General features: G+C 40.4%; 18 protein-coding genes. 8 read left to right on the top strand and 10 right to left on the bottom strand.

All coding sequences use genetic code 11. From position 1 onward, the window contains the following. Nucleotides 1-113: 113 nt before the first annotated feature. Entirely contained in the window at nucleotides 114-1,226 is a 1,113-nt protein-coding gene (locus tag FTU09_RS07460) for a beta-ketoacyl-ACP synthase III (RefSeq protein ID WP_154320667.1), read from the bottom strand. Between the two features lie 30 nt (nucleotides 1,227-1,256). Continuing rightward, nucleotides 1,257-5,216: a DUF3418 domain-containing protein gene (locus FTU09_RS07455; protein ID WP_180079921.1), complete on the bottom strand. Its 3,960-nt coding sequence runs from the start codon at nucleotides 5,214-5,216 to the stop codon at nucleotides 1,257-1,259. Between the two features lie 375 nt (nucleotides 5,217-5,591). Between FTU09_RS07455 and ahpC the strand changes: the two genes are divergently transcribed. Then, the gene (gene ahpC, locus FTU09_RS07450) at nucleotides 5,592-6,155 is read left to right on the top strand and encodes an alkyl hydroperoxide reductase subunit C (RefSeq protein ID WP_004973058.1); all 564 of its coding nucleotides are present in this window, start codon (nucleotides 5,592-5,594) and stop codon (nucleotides 6,153-6,155) included. Nucleotides 6,156-6,277: 122 nt separating this feature from the next. Here the strand turns inward: ahpC and FTU09_RS13840 are convergent, their stop codons facing one another. Beyond that, on the bottom strand, nucleotides 6,278-6,421 hold the full coding sequence (locus tag FTU09_RS13840; RefSeq protein WP_225545326.1) for a hypothetical protein: 144 nt from the start codon (nucleotides 6,419-6,421) through the stop codon (nucleotides 6,278-6,280). 79 nt (nucleotides 6,422-6,500) lie between these two features. Here FTU09_RS13840 and FTU09_RS07445 point away from each other — a divergent pair, with 79 nt between their 5' ends. Together FTU09_RS07445 and FTU09_RS07440 are read left to right on the top strand one after the other, a co-directional pair. Then, on the top strand, nucleotides 6,501-6,818 hold the full coding sequence (locus FTU09_RS07445; RefSeq protein WP_225530638.1) for a hypothetical protein: 318 nt from the start codon (nucleotides 6,501-6,503) through the stop codon (nucleotides 6,816-6,818). Nucleotides 6,819-7,067: 249 nt separating this feature from the next. Next, the gene (locus tag FTU09_RS07440) at nucleotides 7,068-7,274 is read left to right on the top strand and encodes a hypothetical protein (protein WP_004973053.1); all 207 of its coding nucleotides are present in this window, start codon (nucleotides 7,068-7,070) and stop codon (nucleotides 7,272-7,274) included. Between the two features lie 87 nt (nucleotides 7,275-7,361). Here the strand turns inward: FTU09_RS07440 and FTU09_RS07435 are convergent, their stop codons facing one another. Then, nucleotides 7,362-7,580, bottom strand: a complete 219-nt coding sequence (locus FTU09_RS07435; RefSeq protein ID WP_004973051.1) for a DUF1653 domain-containing protein — start codon at nucleotides 7,578-7,580, stop codon at nucleotides 7,362-7,364. A 251-nt stretch (nucleotides 7,581-7,831) separates the two neighbouring features. On the opposite strand from FTU09_RS07435, the gene FTU09_RS07430 reads away from it, so the two are divergent. Further along, complete coding sequence (locus tag FTU09_RS07430; protein ID WP_004973048.1) at nucleotides 7,832-8,176, top strand: hypothetical protein; 345 nt, start codon at nucleotides 7,832-7,834, stop codon at nucleotides 8,174-8,176. Nucleotides 8,177-8,579: 403 nt separating this feature from the next. On the opposite strand, the gene FTU09_RS07425 is transcribed toward FTU09_RS07430, so the two are convergent. After that, on the bottom strand, nucleotides 8,580-9,095 hold the full coding sequence (locus FTU09_RS07425) for a hypothetical protein (protein ID WP_131260826.1): 516 nt from the start codon (nucleotides 9,093-9,095) through the stop codon (nucleotides 8,580-8,582). A 159-nt stretch (nucleotides 9,096-9,254) separates the two neighbouring features. Here FTU09_RS07425 and FTU09_RS07420 point away from each other — a divergent pair, with 159 nt between their 5' ends. Beyond that, a complete protein-coding gene (locus tag FTU09_RS07420) occupies nucleotides 9,255-10,301 on the top strand; it encodes a nitronate monooxygenase family protein (protein ID WP_180079919.1) in 1,047 nt (348 codons plus the stop codon). An 84-nt stretch (nucleotides 10,302-10,385) separates the two neighbouring features. Here the strand turns inward: FTU09_RS07420 and dusB are convergent, their stop codons facing one another. Next, the gene (gene dusB, locus FTU09_RS07415; protein ID WP_167846087.1) at nucleotides 10,386-11,411 is read right to left on the bottom strand and encodes a tRNA dihydrouridine synthase DusB; all 1,026 of its coding nucleotides are present in this window, start codon (nucleotides 11,409-11,411) and stop codon (nucleotides 10,386-10,388) included. Nucleotides 11,412-11,495: 84 nt separating this feature from the next. Between dusB and FTU09_RS07410 the strand changes: the two genes are divergently transcribed. Beyond that, nucleotides 11,496-12,701: a DUF1615 family protein gene (locus tag FTU09_RS07410; RefSeq protein ID WP_004973039.1), complete on the top strand. Its 1,206-nt coding sequence runs from the start codon at nucleotides 11,496-11,498 to the stop codon at nucleotides 12,699-12,701. Continuing rightward, a complete protein-coding gene (locus FTU09_RS07405) occupies nucleotides 12,668-13,315 on the top strand; it encodes an HAD-IB family phosphatase (protein WP_004973036.1) in 648 nt (215 codons plus the stop codon). The genes FTU09_RS07410 and FTU09_RS07405 overlap by 34 nt, the downstream gene beginning before the upstream one ends. A 291-nt stretch (nucleotides 13,316-13,606) precedes the next feature. On the opposite strand, the gene FTU09_RS07400 is transcribed toward FTU09_RS07405, so the two are convergent. Both FTU09_RS07400 and FTU09_RS07395 read right to left on the bottom strand, forming a co-directional pair. Then, nucleotides 13,607-14,701, bottom strand: a complete 1,095-nt coding sequence (locus tag FTU09_RS07400; protein ID WP_096900933.1) for an acyl-CoA desaturase — start codon at nucleotides 14,699-14,701, stop codon at nucleotides 13,607-13,609. A gap of 13 nt (nucleotides 14,702-14,714) precedes the next feature. Next, the gene (locus tag FTU09_RS07395; RefSeq protein ID WP_167846089.1) at nucleotides 14,715-15,785 is read right to left on the bottom strand and encodes a ferredoxin reductase; all 1,071 of its coding nucleotides are present in this window, start codon (nucleotides 15,783-15,785) and stop codon (nucleotides 14,715-14,717) included. 154 nt (nucleotides 15,786-15,939) lie between these two features. Here FTU09_RS07395 and fabR point away from each other — a divergent pair, with 154 nt between their 5' ends. Further along, complete coding sequence (fabR, locus tag FTU09_RS07390; RefSeq protein ID WP_026438369.1) at nucleotides 15,940-16,620, top strand: HTH-type transcriptional repressor FabR; 681 nt, start codon at nucleotides 15,940-15,942, stop codon at nucleotides 16,618-16,620. 77 nt (nucleotides 16,621-16,697) lie between these two features. Here fabR and FTU09_RS07385 read toward each other — a convergent pair whose 3' ends face one another. Then, a complete protein-coding gene (locus FTU09_RS07385) occupies nucleotides 16,698-17,507 on the bottom strand; it encodes an alpha/beta fold hydrolase (protein ID WP_104852176.1) in 810 nt (269 codons plus the stop codon). A 411-nt stretch (nucleotides 17,508-17,918) separates the two neighbouring features. Beyond that, a complete protein-coding gene (gene rapA / locus FTU09_RS07380) occupies nucleotides 17,919-20,756 on the bottom strand; it encodes an RNA polymerase-associated protein RapA (RefSeq protein WP_180079917.1) in 2,838 nt (945 codons plus the stop codon). Nucleotides 20,757-20,796: the final 40 nt, after the last annotated feature.

Raw genomic sequence — 20,796 nt, 5'->3', positions numbered from 1 at the left:
ATGTGTCTGTGTGAAGAGAATATCGCGGATGATCCAAGCCTTCTCCCGAAGGAGAAGGAACTTTTTAATACCTGTACTTAGGCGTTTGCTGATCTTATACGGTTTGGCAAAGCTTATGCAGCATCACGTTTTTGTACCAAAATCGCGCCAACTGAATAGCCTGCGCCAAATGAACACAAGACACCATATTCACCGTTTTCGACTTCGTGTGCAGTACGGTGTAAAGCGATAATTACCCCTGCCGAAGAAGTATTGGCAAACTCATCTAAAATAATAGGTACTAAACCTGGTTGTGCTGCTTCTTTACCAACCACCAATTTCAAAATGAGTTCGTTCATGCTGGCATTGGCTTGGTGCAACCAGAAACGCTTCACCTCGGTTGGCGCAATCTGATTCTTTTCTAATTGCGCAGTAATCATTTTGGCAACTAAGGGGCAAACTTCTTTAAAGACTTTACGACCATCTTGATGGAAGCGTTTATCGTCAATATCTGCATTTTCACTTAAGTTTAAAAAACCGAAATTATTACGGATATTATTCGAGAACTGAGTAAACAGGTTCATGTCCAAAATTTCGAAACCTGCTTTGGTTTCAGTGTCTTCCAAAATTGAAGCGGTTGCTACATCACCAAAAATAAAGTGGCAGTCACGTGAACGGAAATCGTTATGACCTGAGGTAATTTCGACATTCACCAACAGTACGCGGCGCGCACCTGCTTTAATCGCATCATGCGCTTGCTTAATGCCGAAAGTCGCAGCAGAACATGCCACGTTCATGTCATAGGCATAACCTTGAATACCAAGCGCAGTTTGAATTTCAATCGCCACCGCAGGATAAGCACGCTGCAAGTTTGAGCAAGACAAAATCACCACATCAATATCTTCTGCGGTCACGCCTGCATTTTGCATGGCTTGTTTTGCAGCAATTACACCCCATTCTGCTTGTAGCGAAATTTCATCATCCCCGCGTTCACGCAAATTTGGACGTAAACGGTTAATGTCCAGAATACCTGTTTTTTCTGACACGTAACGGCGTTTTACCCCAGAGGCTTTTTCGATAAAGTCAGCACTTGAGCCACGACGTTCTTCAAGCTCACCTGCTGCAATTTTGTCAGCATTGAGCTGATTATACTGTTCCACATAAGCATTTAAACTTTCGACCAACTCTTCATTGGTAATAACATCTTCTGGGTGATAAAGACCAGTACCTATAATGCGAATGCCCATGTAAAACTCCTTCTAGAAATTACTAATATCTTAACTGATTCCGAGCTTTTCCCATACTTTTTGCAGCCGAGTTGCAGAAATTGGCATTTTGGTTTTCATGGGTTGAGAGAACAGCGATATGCGTAATTCTTCCACCATAAAGTACAATTCCTTGAGTCGGGCATCTTGTTTGTGTTTAAACAATTTGTCCATCCAAGGGTCAATTTGGGCGATGGCAGCATCGTCTCTTTGCAAGTTGTTGGGTAAGCGGTCTAAACGTAATAACAACGCTTTCAAATAGCGCGGATATTCGCTCCACACCTCTACAGGCTTGCTATACACAAAGTCTGCCAGATGCATTAAGTCCAGCTGATCTTCTATATCATCCATATTTTTAGCAAAAACTGCTTCATCAAGCATAAGAAGCTGACGGCGGATGTCTTGCCATGCAATATAAATTTCATTAAAGATACGCAGCGTGGTTTGACCATGACTGAGAAAAGTCTTTTTTACCTCAAGCTGCAAGTTTTGAAACTCTTCCAAGTTGACTGGCACGTCACAAATAATGCTTTGCAAGGTCGCATAGATCAACATTTGCTCAAGTTGTGCTTTATCACCCAAAGGTGAGTACGCCAAGGCCAATGGTTTGGCAATTTGCTTTTTCAATTGCCGTGATAAATCGCCTAATTGCACATGCAGCAAACGAATCACCCCTTCACGATGCTGATGAATCGCCTCGCGCTGATCATTAAAGGTTTGAATCACCACACCCGATTCATCTTTTTGTGAAAGTTCTGCAAAAGCTTTACTTGGTACCAACGCCTGATATTGCTTAACCACTACGCCCGTGACTTTTTGCGAGGCTTCAAATACAAATCGTTCAGGGAAGGTTTGGAATTCGCCGTGTAACTGTTTTACTGGACTGTGAGTTTCGGTACGGCAACGCGCTTTTAATTCAGATAAATCACGCCCTTGCTCAATCACCCGCCCTTTTTCATCTAACACTTTAATGAACGGCAATAAATACGCATCTACTCGCTCAAAGCTAAAGTCTTTTTCGGTGATGTGCTCTGCGCGTAACTGGAATGCCAAAAAGCTAAAAATGTGCTCGCGTAAATTTACCGCATCAACACGTTGTAGCAACTTTCGAGCTGTGTCTGGAATAGGCACCAAATGACGACGCTTATCTTTAGGCAAAGTCTTGAGCAAGGCTTCAATTAAATTTTCACGCCAACCCAGAACACCCCACGACCAGATATTTTCATCGACCTGTGCCAACGCTTGCACTGGAATTTTAACGGTTGCGCCATCTTCATCATGGCTGGGGTCAAAACGGTAACTGACCGCCAAGCGCAGCTCACCATTACGCAAATAGTCAGGAAATTGCTGCGTGGTCGGACGATCATTCAGCCAAAGTGCATCATCTTCCACAAATAAATAACGTGGATTTTGCGGCTCTACTGTGGCACGCCAATCTTCAAAGGAACGACGGCTTGCAACTTCTGCAGGTACTTTGGCGGCATAAAATTGATAAATAGTTTCTTCATCAACCACTAAATCACGACGACGTAATTTATCTTCAACCCGTTCCACTTCTTCCAGTTTAAGCAGGTTGTGTTTTAAAAATGGTGGGGTAATGCCCAAGTTGCCTGTGGTTAAAGCATCACGTAAGAATATTTCATGGGCGGCTTCCTGATCGACCTTTTCGTAATTGACAGGACGTTTCGGCTCGATAATTAGACCAAACAGCGAAATCTGATCATAGGCATTCACCACGCCTGCTTTTTTAGACCAATGTGGTTCAAAATAGTGATGCTTCAGCAAATCACGTGCAGCCAATAAAATCCATTCAGGTTCAATTTTTGCCAAGGTGCGTAGATACACTTGCGAAGTTTCTACCATCTCAAATGCCATGACCCACGGTGTATTGGTTTTATGCAAAGTCGATGCAGGGAAAATTCGTGCTTTTTGTTGGCGTACTGCCATAAACACATTGCGCTCATCGGTTTTATTGGCAATAAAAGAAAGCAACCCTGTTAATAACGCCCGATGCAGATTTTCATAACTGGCTTTTTTCTCATTAAACGACAGTTTTAAGCCACGCGCCAAATCCACCAATTGTTCATGAGTTTTCTTCCATTCACGTAAACGCAACCAACTTAAAAAATGCTGACGGGCAAAAGTACGACGTTTGTTTTCACTCATGCCATCACGGTTTTCGTGCAAAGTTTCCCACAGTTTTAAATAGAATAAAAAGTCAGAATCTGCTTCACGGAACAGTGCATGTTTTTGATCGGCTTGCATTTGTTTGTCTGCAGGACGTTCACGCGGGTCTTGTACCGCCAATGCCGCTACAATAATCAGGACTTCATTTAACACCCCAAAATGTGCACCGCCTAAAATCATACGTGCCAATCGTGGATCAATCGGCATTTTTGCCATTTGCTGACCAATTTTGGTTAAGCTGCTGCCTTGAAGCTCGCCTTTATTAGCGGTGGATTTAGTGGAATTATTCGGATGATTGTCTCCCTTTTGCGTCGCAGAGCTGCTCATTCCGTCTAAAAGAGGGGCTTTACCCTTCTCAATCATCGCACCCAGTTCAATCAACAGCTTACGACCATCATTGACTAAACGATGATCTGGCGGCTCAATAAAATCAAAATCTTCGAGCGTACCCAAGCCCAAACTTTGCATTTGTAAAATGACCGATGCCAAGTTGGTGCGTTTAATTTCAGGTTCAGTAAACTCTAGGCGACTTAAAAAATCTTCTTCTGAATACAGGCGAATACAAACGCCTGGCGCAATACGACCACAACGTCCTTTACGCTGATTCGCTGCTGCCTGAGATACTGCTTCAATCGGTAAACGCTGCACCCGTGAGCGATAGTTATAACGTGAAATACGTGCAAAACCGCTATCAATCACATAGCGGATATTGGGTACAGTGAGTGCGGTTTCAGCGACGTTGGTGGCAATAATAATGCGACGACCACCACCTGAAGGATTAAAGATTTTTTGTTGTTCCGCCAAAGCCAAACGCGCATACAACGGTAAAATTTCAGTATGACGCGGTCCATGCTTATGCAAGGTTTCTTGCAGCTCCCGAATTTCCTGTTCAGTACTGGCAAAAATTAGAATATCGGCATGTTCAGGATGACCTTTTTCCTGTGCATCGGCAAAGCATTCTTCTACCGCTTGCACCACTGCGCGTGGCAAGTTTTCTTCAAAGTCATCAAACTCATCATCATCACTACCACCAATGCTTAATTCAGAAATTGGACGATAACGTACTTCGACAGGATAGCTTCGACCTTCGACCTCAAAAATAGGTGCGCCGTTAAAATAGTTACTAAAACGCTGCACATCTAAAGTTGCAGAAGTGATGATGACTTTTAAATCAGGGCGACGTGGCAAAAGTTGCTTTAAATAGCCCATAATGAAGTCAATATTTAAAGAACGCTCATGCGCTTCATCTATAATAATGGTGTCGTATTTATTTAAATAACGATCATTGGCAAGCTCTGCTAACAAAATACCATCGGTCATTAAACGGACAATTGAATCTTGCGAACCCTGTTCATTAAAACGAACTTTAAAGCTGATGGACTCACCTAACTTTTCGCCAACTTCTTCGGCAATACGCTGCGATACACTACGCGCAGCAAGACGTCGTGGCTGAGTATGACCAATTAACCCCGTTAAACCACGACCTGCCAACATTGCAATTTGTGGTAACTGTGTAGTTTTCCCTGAACCTGTTTCACCCGCCACAATAATGACCTGATGTTGCTGAATTGCAGTAATCAACTGTTCGGCAGATTGAGTCACAGGTAAATCTTGATTCAACTTAATGTTGGGAATGCGCTGTGCACGCTCCAACACTTTTAAATTAGATTTTTCAAATAATTCCTGATATTGCTTTGGATTGGCATCTTTGCCTTTTCGTAGTCGATTTAAACGATGACGATCACGCGCCAAAACGAGGTGGTCTACATTTAAATGACTCTGCACAGAATACGCTTCCTAACCAAAACACAAACGCGTATTTTACGCTGTAATGCCTTTAAGCGAAAGAACAGTGATTTAGAATGCGTATTTAAAAAGTTTTAAATCCCCCCTTGAATTTCAAAATAGCATCCCCATATAGATGTATGTTCACCAATTGCTTGAAATGGGTTGTATTTGAACCTGAAAAATAGGTTGTCATGCAATCATCATCATTTTGAGGCCTAATAAAGACTCAATAATACTGTGATGAAAGTGTACGCTTTTTACATACTCATTTGTTTTTCCGATGCTAGTAATGTAAAAATACCATTTCAGCAATAAAACAAAATTAGATACTCTATTGCCAACGAAATACAAACCTTAATCATGGAGACAATGATGAGCTTAATTAATACTGAAGTTAAACCATTTAAAGCAAATGCATACCACAACGGTCAATTCATTGAAGTAACTGAAGCTGATCTTAAAGGCAAATGGTCTGTAGTATTCTTCTACCCTGCTGACTTCACTTTCGTTTGCCCAACTGAGCTTGGTGACCTTGCAGACAACTACGCAGAATTCCAAAAATTAGGCGTTGAAATCTATGCAGTTTCTACTGACACTCACTTCACGCACAAAGCTTGGCACGATTCTTCAGAAGAAATCAAAAAAATCCAATACGTAATGGTTGGCGACCCAACTTGGACGCTTTCTAAAAACTTCGAAGTATTAATCGAATCTGCTGGTCTTGCTGACCGTGGTACTTTCGTAATTGATCCAGAAGGTAAAATCCAAATCATCGAAATCAATGCTGGCGGTATTGGCCGTGATGCTCAAGAACTTCTTCGTAAAGTTAAAGCAGCTCAATACGTTCACGCTCACCCAGGTGAAGTATGCCCAGCTAAATGGAAAGAAGGTGATGCAACTTTAGCCCCATCTATCGACCTAGTAGGTAAAATCTAAGTTTTAGATTAAACCACTCAAAAAAACCACGCATATTTTGCGTGGTTTTTTTTAATCAGAACATCACCCTTTTCTACCTTATTTATTCATATTTCATCTCTAGAATAGAAAATGTAAAAACATTACAACACTACAATCGAATCTGTACCGGTAACAGTTGTGAGATTTATTTTTGAGGGCTGTTCTATGAAAAAATTATTTTTACTTTCAACATTAATAGCATTTTCAGTGCCAGCTTTAGCTGATTTCAACTGTAATGGCAGCATTAAAAATCGAACTATTGATGATAATGTCAAAGTGCATAAACAATGTGTTCTTGATCATGTGACTATTAAGGGCAACCTAATGTTGCATTCCAACTCACATACGGCAATTAAAAATAGTACGATTGATGGCAATTTAGAATCTAAAGGAAACTTTAGTCAGGTTAATGCACATGCCAACCGCATTGATGGCAATATCCAACTCGAAGATGGGCGTAACATCCAACTCACGTCAAACCGTGTAAATGGCAATATTCAACTTAAAGATAATTCAGGCTCAATCGTTGTAAAAAATAACCGCGTGAATGGCAATTTAGAATGTGAAGATAACCGCGTAAAACCGACTGGCGGCACAAACCGTGTTTCTGGTGACAAAGAAGATCAATGTCGTCATCTATAAAATCTAGTCTTTCAATCATTTTATTTAAATGAATGACTATTCATGTGCAAAGCATAAACACCACATCCTAAATGTGGTGTTTTATTTCGCTTCATAATAGTTTTGTCGTTTTTGGCACGTTTAGGTTGCGCAAAAAACTTATATTCAAAAGTTACAATTCTGTAATACTTTTTAGCAAGCACTTCACTTATGTTCAAAATAAGCAGATTTATTCTGTGAAAAATAATATAAAAAATAAAGGAGTTGCTTATGGGTAAAACACTTGCCGTGACATCCTGGACATACAGTGCATCTTCACGTTATTTAAAAATATTTTACGAAAATGGCTCTGGGGATTTATTCCATCCTGTACCACAATTTATTTATGACAACTTATTAAGACGCAGTGATAAAGCAGCTTTTGTGAGTAAATATTTAGCATACGATTTAAGCTTTAACCGTATTTCCATTCAATAATTGATTTTATTAAACTTTGAGCATCCACATAACGATCCAATCTAAAAATAGATTGGATCGTTTTAAATAGGTAAATAACTTCAAATATTAATACACTTCTTGAATCAATTTAAAGCGTTCCTGTTCACGGTCATCATCCAAAGTAATACTCTCCGTGAACATATCAAGCGGTCTGGCCCAAATAGAATAATCGCCATATAAGCATTGATAAACCACCAATTTCTCTTGGGTTTCACTGTGTGTAGCCACATGCAGCACTTGATACAATTGCCCTTTATAATGTTGATAAATCCCTTTTTTAAGCATTTTACAATCCCAATCTTACAGAATGGCATTACTGTACAATAAAAACTGTAACCATTCTCAAGATTTCACCTTATCAGAAAAAATGAATCGCATCGGCATATTTTTCTCTAATTTATCGTTCTAATCTACACAACAAAAAAATATCTAAACCCATTACATTATTTGAACAATTTTAAGCTTCAAATTGATTGTTTTTTGGTTATATTCGCATTATCCCATCTTAAGTGGATGTAAAAAAAGGAAACATGATAATGAATAAACTTCTTATTGCTTTAGGTCTTGCTGCCACTGTAGCACTTGTAGGTTGTGCAAAAGAAAAAGCACCAGAAACAGGGGCAACTACGGGTGAACACTTAGAAAACGCTGCGGCTCAAGCTGCACATGATGCCAAAGATGCAACACATGAAGCTGCTACTGCTACAGCAACTGCGGTAGATAACGCAGCGCAAGCAACTGAAAATGCTGCACACAATGTTGCAACAGCAACAGAAAACGCAGCTGATGCGACTGTACAAGCTGCTAAAGATGCAACTGCTGCGACTGCAGGTGCGGTTGAACAAGGTGCTGCAAATGTGAAAGAAAAAGCACAACAATAATTTGATTGTATAAAACAAAAACTCCTGAGCAAGTTCTCAGGAGTTTTTTATTCAGCACGATTTAATTAGGGTCTGTTGACAATTCGTCTATGTTTGCGACATGAGAGATATATCTCGCAAGGTTTTTTAGCTGATATAAGGCATGGGACAGGAAATTTACTCATTCTAAATGACTGGCACATAACGTAATAGCAGCAAAAAATATGCTTGTACCCTTGCGCAGCAAACAAAGCAGTGCTTTGTTTTTGCTCATGTGGCTAAAACTTTCACAGATTGCGTTATAAAACTTGAAAATAAACCCGTTATTCCCTGCGTTTCATGCCTAATCTGCTCAGTTTTAGCCTACAGCGCAAGCCATTTATGAAATATCAACAGACCCTAGTAAACCTAAATCCTGCCGCAACTATAACGCCGCTTTTAAATTACAACCATAGCCCATGGTCTGTTGTACTTGGCGGTAACTGGTGTAACGATTCAAAATAAAATCATAATAAGATTCTGCATTGGCAAAATTTTCAGCCAAATTTTCCTGCTCTGCACGCGGTAATTTTACATCTTTAAGAAAATCTAGATTGTTATGTCCTAAGCGATATAACTCAGCAAAATAACCATTCATCATATCGCAATAAGCAATTTTAGTCGGCTTTAAAGCAGTACTGGCGACCAAATGCTGATTCAAAGTTTGTAAGTTATTTACATCTAAAGGGAATTGATGCGCAAATGCGATATTTTCGACTTGTTTAAATTGTTTGAAGTCTTGCGCCAATTTGACATTTAAAGCATCTATACGCTGTTGTAATGCAGTCGCATCCTGAACCTGATATTGCTTTGGATCAATTTTTACTTGAGTTTGCTGTGGATTGCTACACGCACTTAATCCACACACCACAAGCAAACCACCATAAACGAAAGGCTTCATTAATTTACTCATCAATTCATACATCAGGCTTATTATGCCTGAAAGCATCTGCAAATTTAATGATATCGCTCATCTTAATATTTCATAAAGAAATGACGGATATGATTTGCCAATCTACCTAGAGTTGGGCAAAGTAGATAAAAACATGGAGTAAATAATATGACCTTATTAGAACAACTGAATATAAAGCATCCTATTTTTCTTGCTCCAATGGCTGGCGTTTCTACTCCCGAACTTGCAGCCGAGGTTTCTAATCAAGGTGGTTTTGGCTCACTCGGTTTAGGTGCAAACACGATAGATGCTGCACGTGAGCAAATTTTACGCACTCAAGAACTGACTGATTTTCCATTTCAGGTCAATTTCTTTTGCCATGAATCAAGTCCACTAGATGAAGTCGCTGCACAAGCGTGGATTGCACATTTTCAGCCAATCTTTGAACGCTATGGCGCAACTGCACCGAGTCAACTAAATTGTATTTATCCAAGTTTTAAAGACCATGATGGATATTTAGATCTTGTACTAGAAACTAAACCACAAGCCGTCAGTTTTCACTTCGGGATTCCGCATGCGCATCAAATTCAGGCTTTAAAAGATGCAGGAATCATTACTATGGTTTCAGCAACCAACTTAGCCGAAGCTCAAGCCATTGAAGCAGCGGGAATTGATGTCATTATCGCCCAAGGCATTGAGGCAGGTGGACATCGGGGTATCTTTAACCAAACCTTTGATAGTGCAATTAAAACCAGCGATTTAGTACAACTAATTCGTGAACATTGTACCCTGCCAGTGGTTGCAGCAGGTGGCATTATGAATGGTCAGCAAGCACAGTTAATGCTGAAATTGGGCGCTTCTGCGGTACAGCTGGGTACAGCTTTTGTGCAATGTAAAAGTTCCAATGCCAATCCAGCTTATCGACAAGCTTTATTTCAACAAAACATTACTCAAATGACCGACAGCATTTCTGGACGCCCTGCCCGTGGTTTAATTAATCATTGGCATACACAAGTAGATACGCCAGATCGTTTAACAGTACCTACCTATCCGTATAGCTATGATCTTGCAAAACAGTTGCATGCAGCAGCCGTTATACAAGGCGAGCAAGGTTATGCTCCGTTTTGGGCTGGTAGTAATGTGAGTCAGATACGTGAATTAGAAGCCGCAGATTTAATTAATCAGTTGGTTTTGGAAATGATTCACGCACGCTAAGTTTACGTACAGAAAACTCAACTGTGTATCACAGTTGAGTTTTTATTTAGTTCCAAAAAAGCTAAAGCATATATTTGCATGCGATTACTTTGTGTCTAACAAGTTCACGGTTTCAACCTGCACATCACTCATGATTTCACCATGCGCAAGTAGCTGATTAAAGTAATCTTCAACCACTTTATATTGTTCTGCAGTACTTTCTACTTGATACATACTTTGACGGAATTCATTACTTGAACGTAAACCTTTGGTGTACCAAGCAATATGTTTACGTGAAATACGACAACCTGAATATTCACCATAAAATTCATACAGCTCAGCTAAATGTCCAAGTAATACTTTTTGAACTTCTGCAATGCTCGGTGCTGCTAACAGCTCACCTGTTGCTAAATAATGTGCGATTTCCCGAAAAATCCACGGACGTCCTTGCGCAGCACGTCCAATCATAATCGCATCTGCGCCTGTATAGTCCAAGACATATTTGGCTTTTTCAGGACTATCAATATCACCATTGGCAATCACAGGAATATTGAGCATGCTTTTCACTTCTTTAATCAGTGAATAGCGTGCACGGTTTAAATACATATCTTCACGGGTACGCCCATGCAATGCCAATGCAGCAATGCCTGCTTGTTCTGCGCGTTTGGCAACCCGTAAAATATTTTCCTGCCCATTCAAAAAACCTAAGCGAGTTTTCAGTGTCACAGGCACATTCACCGCGGCAACCACAGTATCTAAAATGCGTGCCACCAAATCTTCATCTTGCAATAAAGCCGAACCAGCCAACTTATTGCAGACTTTTTTGGCAGGACATCCCATATTGATATCAACAATTTGTGCACCATTGGCGACTTGATAACGTGCGGCTTCGGCCAAATCATGCGGGTCTGAACCTGCAATTTGTGCAGAAATTGGTGCAAGTTCCCCATCAAAGTTGGCACGATACAAACTCTTTTTACTCATGCGCAAAGTTTTGTCAGAGGTCATCATTTCACTGACCGCATGCCCTGCACCAAAGTACTTGCACAGTGAGCGAAAGGGTCTATCAGTGACACCTGCCATCGGGGCAACGATCAAATTATTTGACAGTTGATAGGGACCAATATACATATATATTCTTAACTTTAACGATTGGCATAGTATACTGCATCTGCCCTTTGGGCTCATCCATTTGGAACGAGTTTTCCCTATACTATGAAAGACACTGTATTCACTTCTTTGATGAAACCCTTCAGCGTGCTTGCTTTATCATTAAGCTTGGCTGCCTGTGGAGATAGCGCATGGTGGTCTAAGGACAATGAGCCAACCCTTGAAGCAGAACAAATCCGCAAACTCATTCCGAATAGGGTCAGTGAGCGTAGTGCTTGGGCAAAAGATATTTACGATATTTCAGAGCAATTGGGCATCCCACAAACCAAAGAAAATATGTGCACCATCATTGCCGTGGTGGATCAGGAATCGAACTTTGTAGCCGACCCTCAAGTCTATGGTCTGGGTGAAAAAGCAGTTAAAGAAGTGCAAGACCGTTTGGATGAGAAATTTAAAGATAAACTGGGCGAAGCCATTGGTGGTACGGTTGCAGGCTATTTTCAGGATGTACTGAAAAACCACCCAAGCCCTGAAGATAACTATTTAAGCCAAATGCGTCGTGTGAAAACCGAACGTGAACTGGATGAATTGTATCGTGAAATTTTTGACTATATGGCCAAACATTATCACGTGTCTGCGCTAACAGGTGCTGCCAAACTGTTTGGACAAAATATTGGCGAAAAACTTAATCCAATTACTACTTTAGGCTCGATGCAAGTACATATTAGCTATGCCAAAGAGCATAAACGCCAAAGCGGTAACATCGCAGAGTTACGCAGCGATCTATACACTCAATATGGCGGATTATATTACGGGATTCATCGTTTAATGATGTACCCTGCCGATTACGATCAACCGCTATACCGCTTTGCTGATTATAACTCTGGCATGTATTCGAGCCGCAATGCCGCATTCCAAAGCATGCTAAATGATTTAACTGAAGCAGAATTAGATTTAGATGGTGATTTGCTACTTTATACTAAAGATGGTAGCGTGCGTAATGCAAAGAGTGAATCCGAACGTGAATTAATTGCTGTTTTTTCAAAACATAATATTTTAGTCACCCCACGACAAATTCGTGCAGACCTAAAAAAAGAAAAAGAAAAGAAATTTGAAGATACTGCGACATATTTAGCAGTCACGAAACTCTATAAAGCGCAAACGGGCAAAGAGCCATTTTATGCCATGATGCCGCAAGTGGTCATTTCAGGGCCTAAACTGAGTCGAGATTACAACACCAATTGGTTTGCTACGCGAGTCAATGGACGTTATAAAACATGCATGCAAAAAGCCAAAAATATAAAAATCTAGCCCTATTTGATTTTGATGGGACCCTGTGCAGCAAAGACAGTTTTACAGGGTTTATTTTCTATGCTTTATCTAAGCGGCATATTTTTAAGCAAGGACTTAAAATCTTGCCTTGGATTCAGGCTTACTATTTAAAAGTTTATCCTGCACATGCCATGCGCCCTAAATTGTTTAATGCTATGTTTAAAGATGCAAATACAGCTGAAATATTAGCACTTGCACAGCGCTACGCAGTAGATTTAATACATGATCTTAACCCACAACTATTACAACAATTAAAGCAGCATCAATTCAATGGAGATGAAGTGGTGGTTGTTTCTGCAAGTGTAGATATTTATTTACAGTATATTTGTCAGCAGTTAAATGTCGCTTTGATTTGTACTGAAACAGCAATTGAAAAGCAGCAATTTACAGGGCGATATTCAACACCTGATTGCAGTCAGGAACAAAAGAAAATACGGATTTTAGAACAATATGATTTAGAAAATTATGCTGCTATTTATGCGTATGGTAATAGTGATGAAGATGATGCCATGCTGAGTTTAGCGACTTATTCTTATATGGTGGGTAGTGATCATTCATTGCCAGAAATTGTAACTTATAAAAAACTGGCTTGATTTTGATGAATGATATAATAAAACCACAATTTGAATTGTGGGTTTTTAAGTTACATGTAGCGGATGCCGCCTATGGTGATTACTTTTTTATACCCAGAATAGAAAATAAAAATAGAGTTTTCTCTTAATAAAATAGCTGATGATTCTGCATAAAAATAACGACTACAACACCTAAAGCAATAAAAAAGGTGACACTTTACAGCATCACCTCTAATTCAAAATAGAAGTATAGTTTTAAACCAAGATCAATCACTTAATCTATTCGTACTAAACAACTCATTTGTAAGTCACTTATTTCTTAAATGGAAAAGCATATTTCACAATACGTTTAAGCACACTGCCGTACTGTTTAACTAAGCTCGCATTGTTGTAGTTCAAGCCATACTTTTCACACACAGCTTGTACTTTTGGAGCCATTTTACGATAGCGACGTGCAGGAATATCTGGATATAAATGGTGTTCAATTTGATGGCTTAAATGTCCTGTCAAAATGTGGAATGCTTCAGAACCTGTAAGATTCGATGAACCACGAATTTGACGCATATACCAGTGACCACGGCTTTCGTTTTGCATCACAGACTTTGGAAATACTTCTACATCCTTCGTAAAGTGACCGCAGAAAATAATGCTGAATGTCCAAATATTACGAATACCATTCGCAACCAAGTTCCCTGTAAACACTGGTAAAGCCGAAGGGCCTGCAATCAATGGAAAGAACACATAATCTTTAAACAATTGTTTTCCAATTTTCTTCTGCATAGGTTGCCATTCTTTTTTGGCTTGGGCTTTGCTTTTACGGCCATTCAAAATTTTACCAATTTCTAAATTCTGAATGGCAACACCCCATTGGAACAGTAAGCAGAAAGGAATACTGTATAAAGGTTGCAATAAATAGCCTGATCTCCAGCGCTGTTCTGGGAACAAACGCACCAAACCATAGCCAATATCATCATCCATACCTTTAATATTGGTATAAGTATGGTGTTTAAAGTTATGGGTTTGACGCCAGTTGTCTGAAGTACCTACCGTATCCCATTCATAACTTGCACCATTGAATTTAGGATCATTCATCCAGTCATACTGACCATGCATGACATTATGACCTAATTCCATGTTTTCCATAATTTTGGCAAAGCCTAACAAGCCTGTACCCAAAACCCATGCTGGCGGGAACCATCCTGCGAACAATAAGGCACGACCTGCCATTGAGCTATAACGAATGGTTGAATAAACACGGCGGATGTATTTAGCATCTTTTTCGCCAATATCATCCAAAACTTCTTGTTTAATGGCGTCTAATTCACGTGCAAGCTCATCTAATTCAAATTGAGTGAGTTCACGGTTTTTAGGATTGCGGAAATATTCTATTTTTACTGGCATATTCATAATCGGAACTCGCTTATAAATCAATAATTAAATCGGTTTGTGCTGAATTGACGCAGATTTTCAATTGGTTATTCGGTTCGCTGTTTTGAACACCATCGACCAAGTTTTTAGTTGAACCTTCAGCCTTGTTGCATACGCATTTATGGCAAATTCCCATACGACAGCCGTATTTAGGTTTAATATTTTGCTGTTCCAGACTTTCTAAAATGGACTTGCCTTTTGGAATAGTGACAATCTTTTTCGATTGAGTCAGTGTAACTTGTACCAAACCAACATCGTCACTTAACACAGGGGTCATGCTAAAAGCTTCTGTTTTCAGCAAAGCAGCTTGTGCAAATAATTGTTCAGCTTGCGTGGTAAAACCCGATGGGCCACATGCAAACACTGCACTTTGCTCGATTTGTGCCAAGTCTTGTAAATGTTCTGCATTTAAACGGCTGTGCGCCACACTCGGCTCTTGAGTATAAAACACTTGAAATTTAAAGTTTGGATATTGTTGTGCCCATGCTTCAAACTGTGCTTTAAATGCTGCGTCTGCAAAGGTTTTTACCCAATACATTAAAGTTACTGGAGTGCTACCAAGACGACCTGATTTCGCCATGTCTTGTAGCAAACTATACATTGGTGTGATACCACTACCCGCTACCAATAGAATTAAAGGCTGGGCTTGTGCAGGCAGTTGCATATCACCATAAGGCGCACCAAATTCCAAAGTATCACCAACTTTGGCTTGCTCAACCAGCCATGTGCTGACTTTGCCCTGATCAACTTTTTTTACCGTCAATAAAACGTGTTGTGCATCAAGCTGAGTCAAACTATAGGTTCGCTCATAGCGTACGCCTTGAATTGTCACATAAACAGGATGATGCTGCCCTGCTGCGCCAATTTGGAATTTTTTATTGAATTGCAAAGTAAAGCTCACTACACCTTGTGCAGCGGTATCTTTTTTTACAATTTTGCCGAGTGACTGATTCACCGACCATAATGGATTAATTTTTTGCAACCAGAAATTGGCGGCATAAGGGTCTAGTACTGCAGTTGCAATACTGGTTAAGGGAGATTTTCTTTTTTCAGTTAGCTGCATGATTCAGCACCACCCGATGAAATTTTAATTATTATACACATGTATATATATTTGTATATACACCTGTATTGTTTCTAATCATTTCACAAGTACTGGCGCAACCGCTATAATGCCTCTAAGCTTATAAATTATTGAAAATATGACTCAGCCTGCCATGAAAACAAACCATGATGTGACTTTTCCAGAATCTGAAACGGTTCATGAGCCTCTTGTCGTGCGTACGGTTGGGCGTAAAGCTACCATTACTAAACAAGAATTATTTCAGGCAGCATTAAATTTAATTGGCCCACAAAAAAGTATCGCATCTTTAAGTTTACGTGAAGTTGCACGTGAAGCAGGCATCGCACCAAACAGTTTTTATCGTCATTTTAAAGATATTGATGAACTCGCGATTGAACTGATTGATCGTGCAGGTGTGGTGTTGCGTCAAATTCTGCATGAAGCACGTTTAAAAGCATCTAAACAAAACAGTATTATTCGCAGCTCGGTTGAAGTATTTATTGAACAATTAGATACCGATGAAGGCAATTTAAGTCTGCTATTACGTGAAGGTTATACGGGTTCAACCTCTTATAAGCTAGCTGTTGAGCGCCAATTGAATTATTTCCAGCAAGAATTGCAGGATGATTTAATTCGTTTAGAACGTTTAAATAACAGCAAGTTAGCGCATCCCGATATTGTCGCAAAAGCCATTACCCAGTTGGTGTTTAATATGGGCGCTAAAGTCATTGATATGCCTGCGACTGAACGTAAAGAAACCGCTGAACAAACCATGACCATGATTCGCATGATTTTAGAAGGTGCACGACATTTGGATGATGCCAAAATTCGTTAACATAACACAGGATAAATCGGGCGATTTTCCTGAATCAGGTCACGCCCGTTTGAGCATTTAATTGCTAGACTTCGCTGTTAAGCGTGTTGTTTTTGAATTAATTGCTGCACATGTGTTGCCGTGGTTTCAGGATTTTCCAAAGGAAACATGTGTCCTCCCTCGACCACACTAAACTCAATTCCATAAGTTTTTTGCATGCCTTGCGGTAAACCTTGCAAATAAAATGGGCTATGCCTTGCTGTAATTAAATGCACAGGTACATCTGGGGCTTTGCGTGGTGTGCGCCACCACCATGCAGGTACGGTTCTAAAAATTTCAGCTTCTACCCGTTTTGGAATTGTTAAAGTCACACCACCTCTTTGTGCATCGACTTGTATGCCGCTGGCAAAATAATCTTCAAAACATTGTGCATCAAATTTTTTAAATAAACGGTTATGCCGCAAAGCTTGATAGGCTTCTGCATGGCTAGCCCAATGATCTCGACGCTTCATGGTCACGGCGGCAGGTGTGAGTTGATCTACATATTTCAGTTTAAATTTTTGTAAAATTTCAAATAATGCCGACTTCGATCCAATCACAAAAGGTGGATCCATAATAATCAATTGAGAAAATAAATCTGGACGCTGATAGGCACACATCAGGGTTAATAATGAACCAAAAGAATGCCCTAAACCAATCACTTGTTGCTTTGGAAACTGCTGCTCAATGTCCTGAATCACTTGATGAATCAAATAGGTCCACTTATAGGTCACAGGAAATTCTGCTTGCATACCAATCAGTGGAATTGCCTTTAAATGATAATCTGCTTCAAAACATTGAAAAAACTTTTGATAACTGGCAGAAGGAATACCATTGGCATGGGTAAAATGAATTGCAGCTTTAGTCATTTAAAATACGCTTAAAAGAAGAATATCGGGTCTGTGACTTGATCTATGCGTACGCGCTTACAGATTCAACACTTGGCACATCAATCATAGATAAAAGATCAACAGCCTTTAAACTACGCATACCACTGGGTTTTGCAAATGACCGGAATGCTGAAAAAGATGAATTATGAGTCATTTTAATGACACATAAGCACTGGTTGCTACTTTGTTTAAGTCCGTGATGTGAAAAATCTCGCACAAAATTTTTATTGCGATATTAAAAAAGCACCCGCTAAACTGCTCCGTAAAAATGAGGCGCAATGCCCAACTTAAAACGTGCAATTTAGAAGATGCCAAATATTTAAAAAAGTGATTGATTAAAACCGACTCAATACAAATACACCGTCTAGACACCTGTATTGAATGCACTCTTTATGGCTTTACCACCACCATCACCTGAATTGCTTCAGGCGTGACCGACAAACCATCTAATAATGCAACACCTTCTTTTTGCAATTTCTGTAAACGTGTAATTTCATCTTCACGAATACTTGGGTTAAATTGCTTCAAATAGCTTAAACGGTCAATTTCATATTGCCATTTTTTGCTATATACATCTTTAGCTTGTTGCTTAAATTCAGGCAATGCAGCTTTAGCCAACTCCAAAGCCTGTGTATAACGCGCTTCAATCGCGTCACGGCGTGCTTTCACCACTTGACGACAACTGTTGCCATCTAAATGATGTAAATAAGGTTTTAAAATTTCAGGGGCAATTTTTTGCGATAAATCCTGCCCTTTTTCGCTCAATAAGACACGAATGAGTTGCTGTGGCAAGCTTGATGGCAAATTCAGGGCTTTAGGTGCAATGACATCCACTTTGAACCAGACTTCGAGCAACACAGAACCTTGTGGCAAAGCGGCAGATTTTAATACCGCAACGTTGGTGCTACCAAAACCTTGTGTATTGATCATTTCCATCACGCTTTCTGTGAATGGATGCTCTAGGGTCAAATACTGTGCATCTTCACGAATTTGCGCCTGATCCCGATAGAACGTCGCGGTCATGCCTTCTTCGTCTAAGGTCAAACCTTGCACTTGCATTTGATCAGTTGGTTTAATAATCACCGTGCCATTGCTTTGTTCATCGAAGTCAATATTGGTCGATGCCATAAAGCGCTTCATAAACATAGGCAACGTGGTATTGTCGTCGTAATCTTCTAAAGCTTGTACAATTTCCTGCGCCACCACAGGACGGCAAGAGTTGTATTCCAACAAACGATCTCGACCCGCTTGAAGTTCTGCTTCCAAAGCTTCACGCTGCACACTGACTGCTTCCAGTAAATCTTCAAACTGTTGTCCTAAATCTGCAAGTAAGCAGTGTTTTAAATCGACAATAAAGTTTTCCTGCAAGGTTTGTGCAGTGGGTGAAATATTGCTGAAAATATTGAGTGCTTCGTTATACCAACGGAACATACGCTCTTGCGCAGTCCCCACCAAATACGGCACATGAATTTGAATACGGTTTTCTTGACCAATACGGTCTAAACGACCGATACGTTGTTCTAACACGTCGGGATTGGCAGGTAAGTCAAACAAAATCAGGTCTGATGCAAACTGGAAGTTACGCCCTTCTGAACCAATTTCGGAACACAATAAAATTTGTGCACCATAAGAATCTTCTGCGAAATATGCTGCCGCTTGGTCACGTTCTAACAAGCTCATGCCTTCATGGAACATTGCAGTACGAATACCTGCATGTAGGCGCAGCGCATTTTCAAGGGCTTCTACCACAGGGCCGCTACGCGCAATTAAAAGCACTTTTTTATGTTTTAAGTCGCTACGCAAACGCTCCATTAACCACATTACACGCGGGTCAGTTTCCATCCAACTGCCATCGAGCTGTGCTTCTTCTGGCCACATTTGTTCACGTAACTTGCCATCTTTAGACCAATTTTCTGGTGCAGGTAATGGCGCAGGCTGACAATCACGGCCTGGGAAACCTTGAATTGCTTCACGAGTATTACGGAACAAAATACGCCCTGTACCATGACGGTCTAACAATTCGTGGATGGCACGGAAACGCTGTTCAGGGTTATCTTCAATGCGATGTCCCAATAAGCCTTCTAGCGCAGCCAAATGGCTTTCTTCCAATGCGGCATCTGACATTAGGACTTCGGCAATTTTTGCCGTATGTTGATATTGCGCTTCTTCATCCAAGAAACGGTCTAGCGAACTAAAACGCTGCGGATCGAGCAAACGTAAACGTGCAAAATGGCTTTCTACACCCAGTTGCTCAGGCGTTGCTGTGAGTAATAACACCCCTGCAGTTTGTTCGGCTAATTCTTCGACCAGATCATAACGGTCATTGCCACCTTCTTCTTCGCTCCACATTAAGTGATGCGCTTCATCGACCACCAGCAAATCAAAACCTGCTTCTAAGGCTTGTTCGCGTAAGTCATCGTGGTCAATCATTAAATCGACTGAAGCAATGATGCATTGTTCGGTCAAGAATGGATTCAGGTCAGGATCGTGTTCTTTAATAGATGCTGTGCGAGTTAAATCGAACAAAGAGAATTGCAGATTGAAACGGCGACGCATTTCAATCATCCACTGATATTGCAGCGAATCAGGCACCAAAATCAGGATACGTTCCGCACGTCCTGTTTTGAGTTGCTGATGGATGATTAAACCTGCTTCGATGGTTTTACCCAAACCAACTTCATCTGCCAACAATACACGTGGCGCAAAACGCTTACCGACTTCATGTGCAATATAAAGTTGATGTGGAATCAAACCTACACGCGAACCCACCAAGCCACGCAGTGGACTGCTTTGCATATTGGCTTGCATCAACAAGGCTTCTATACGCAAGTCGTACCATTCTTTATAGTCAATTTGGCTGGCAAGCAAGCGGTCTAAGGGTTTCGAAAGTTGGATACTTGCACCAATACGGGTTTCATTCAGTGATTTTTTTTCTTCACTGCCATCTTGCAAACGACGCACCACGTTATAACGCAATACGCCATGACGGTCTTCGACCGATTCAACCGTCCACACATTGCCTTCTTGGTCTTGAACTTCATCATTTACATTAAAAATGATACGCGATAAAGGTGCGTTATTGCGTGCATAGACACGGGTTTCATCACTTTTAGGGAATAAAATGCTGACCGATCGCTCATCTACATCAATCAGAACACCAAGTCCTAATTCCGTTTCTGTGTCTGATAACCAACGTTGACCAATAGCAAACTGCTGCAATTTTTCCACCTTTATTTAGAAGTTAGGACGTATAAATTTTTGCGCAAAA

Origin of the sequence: Acinetobacter sp. YH12058 (assembly GCF_013419805.1) — a bacterium.
GTDB lineage: Bacteria > Pseudomonadota > Gammaproteobacteria > Pseudomonadales > Moraxellaceae > Acinetobacter > Acinetobacter towneri.
Note: the sequence above shows the minus strand (reverse complement) of the source record. Positions and strands in the feature narration are given on the sequence as shown.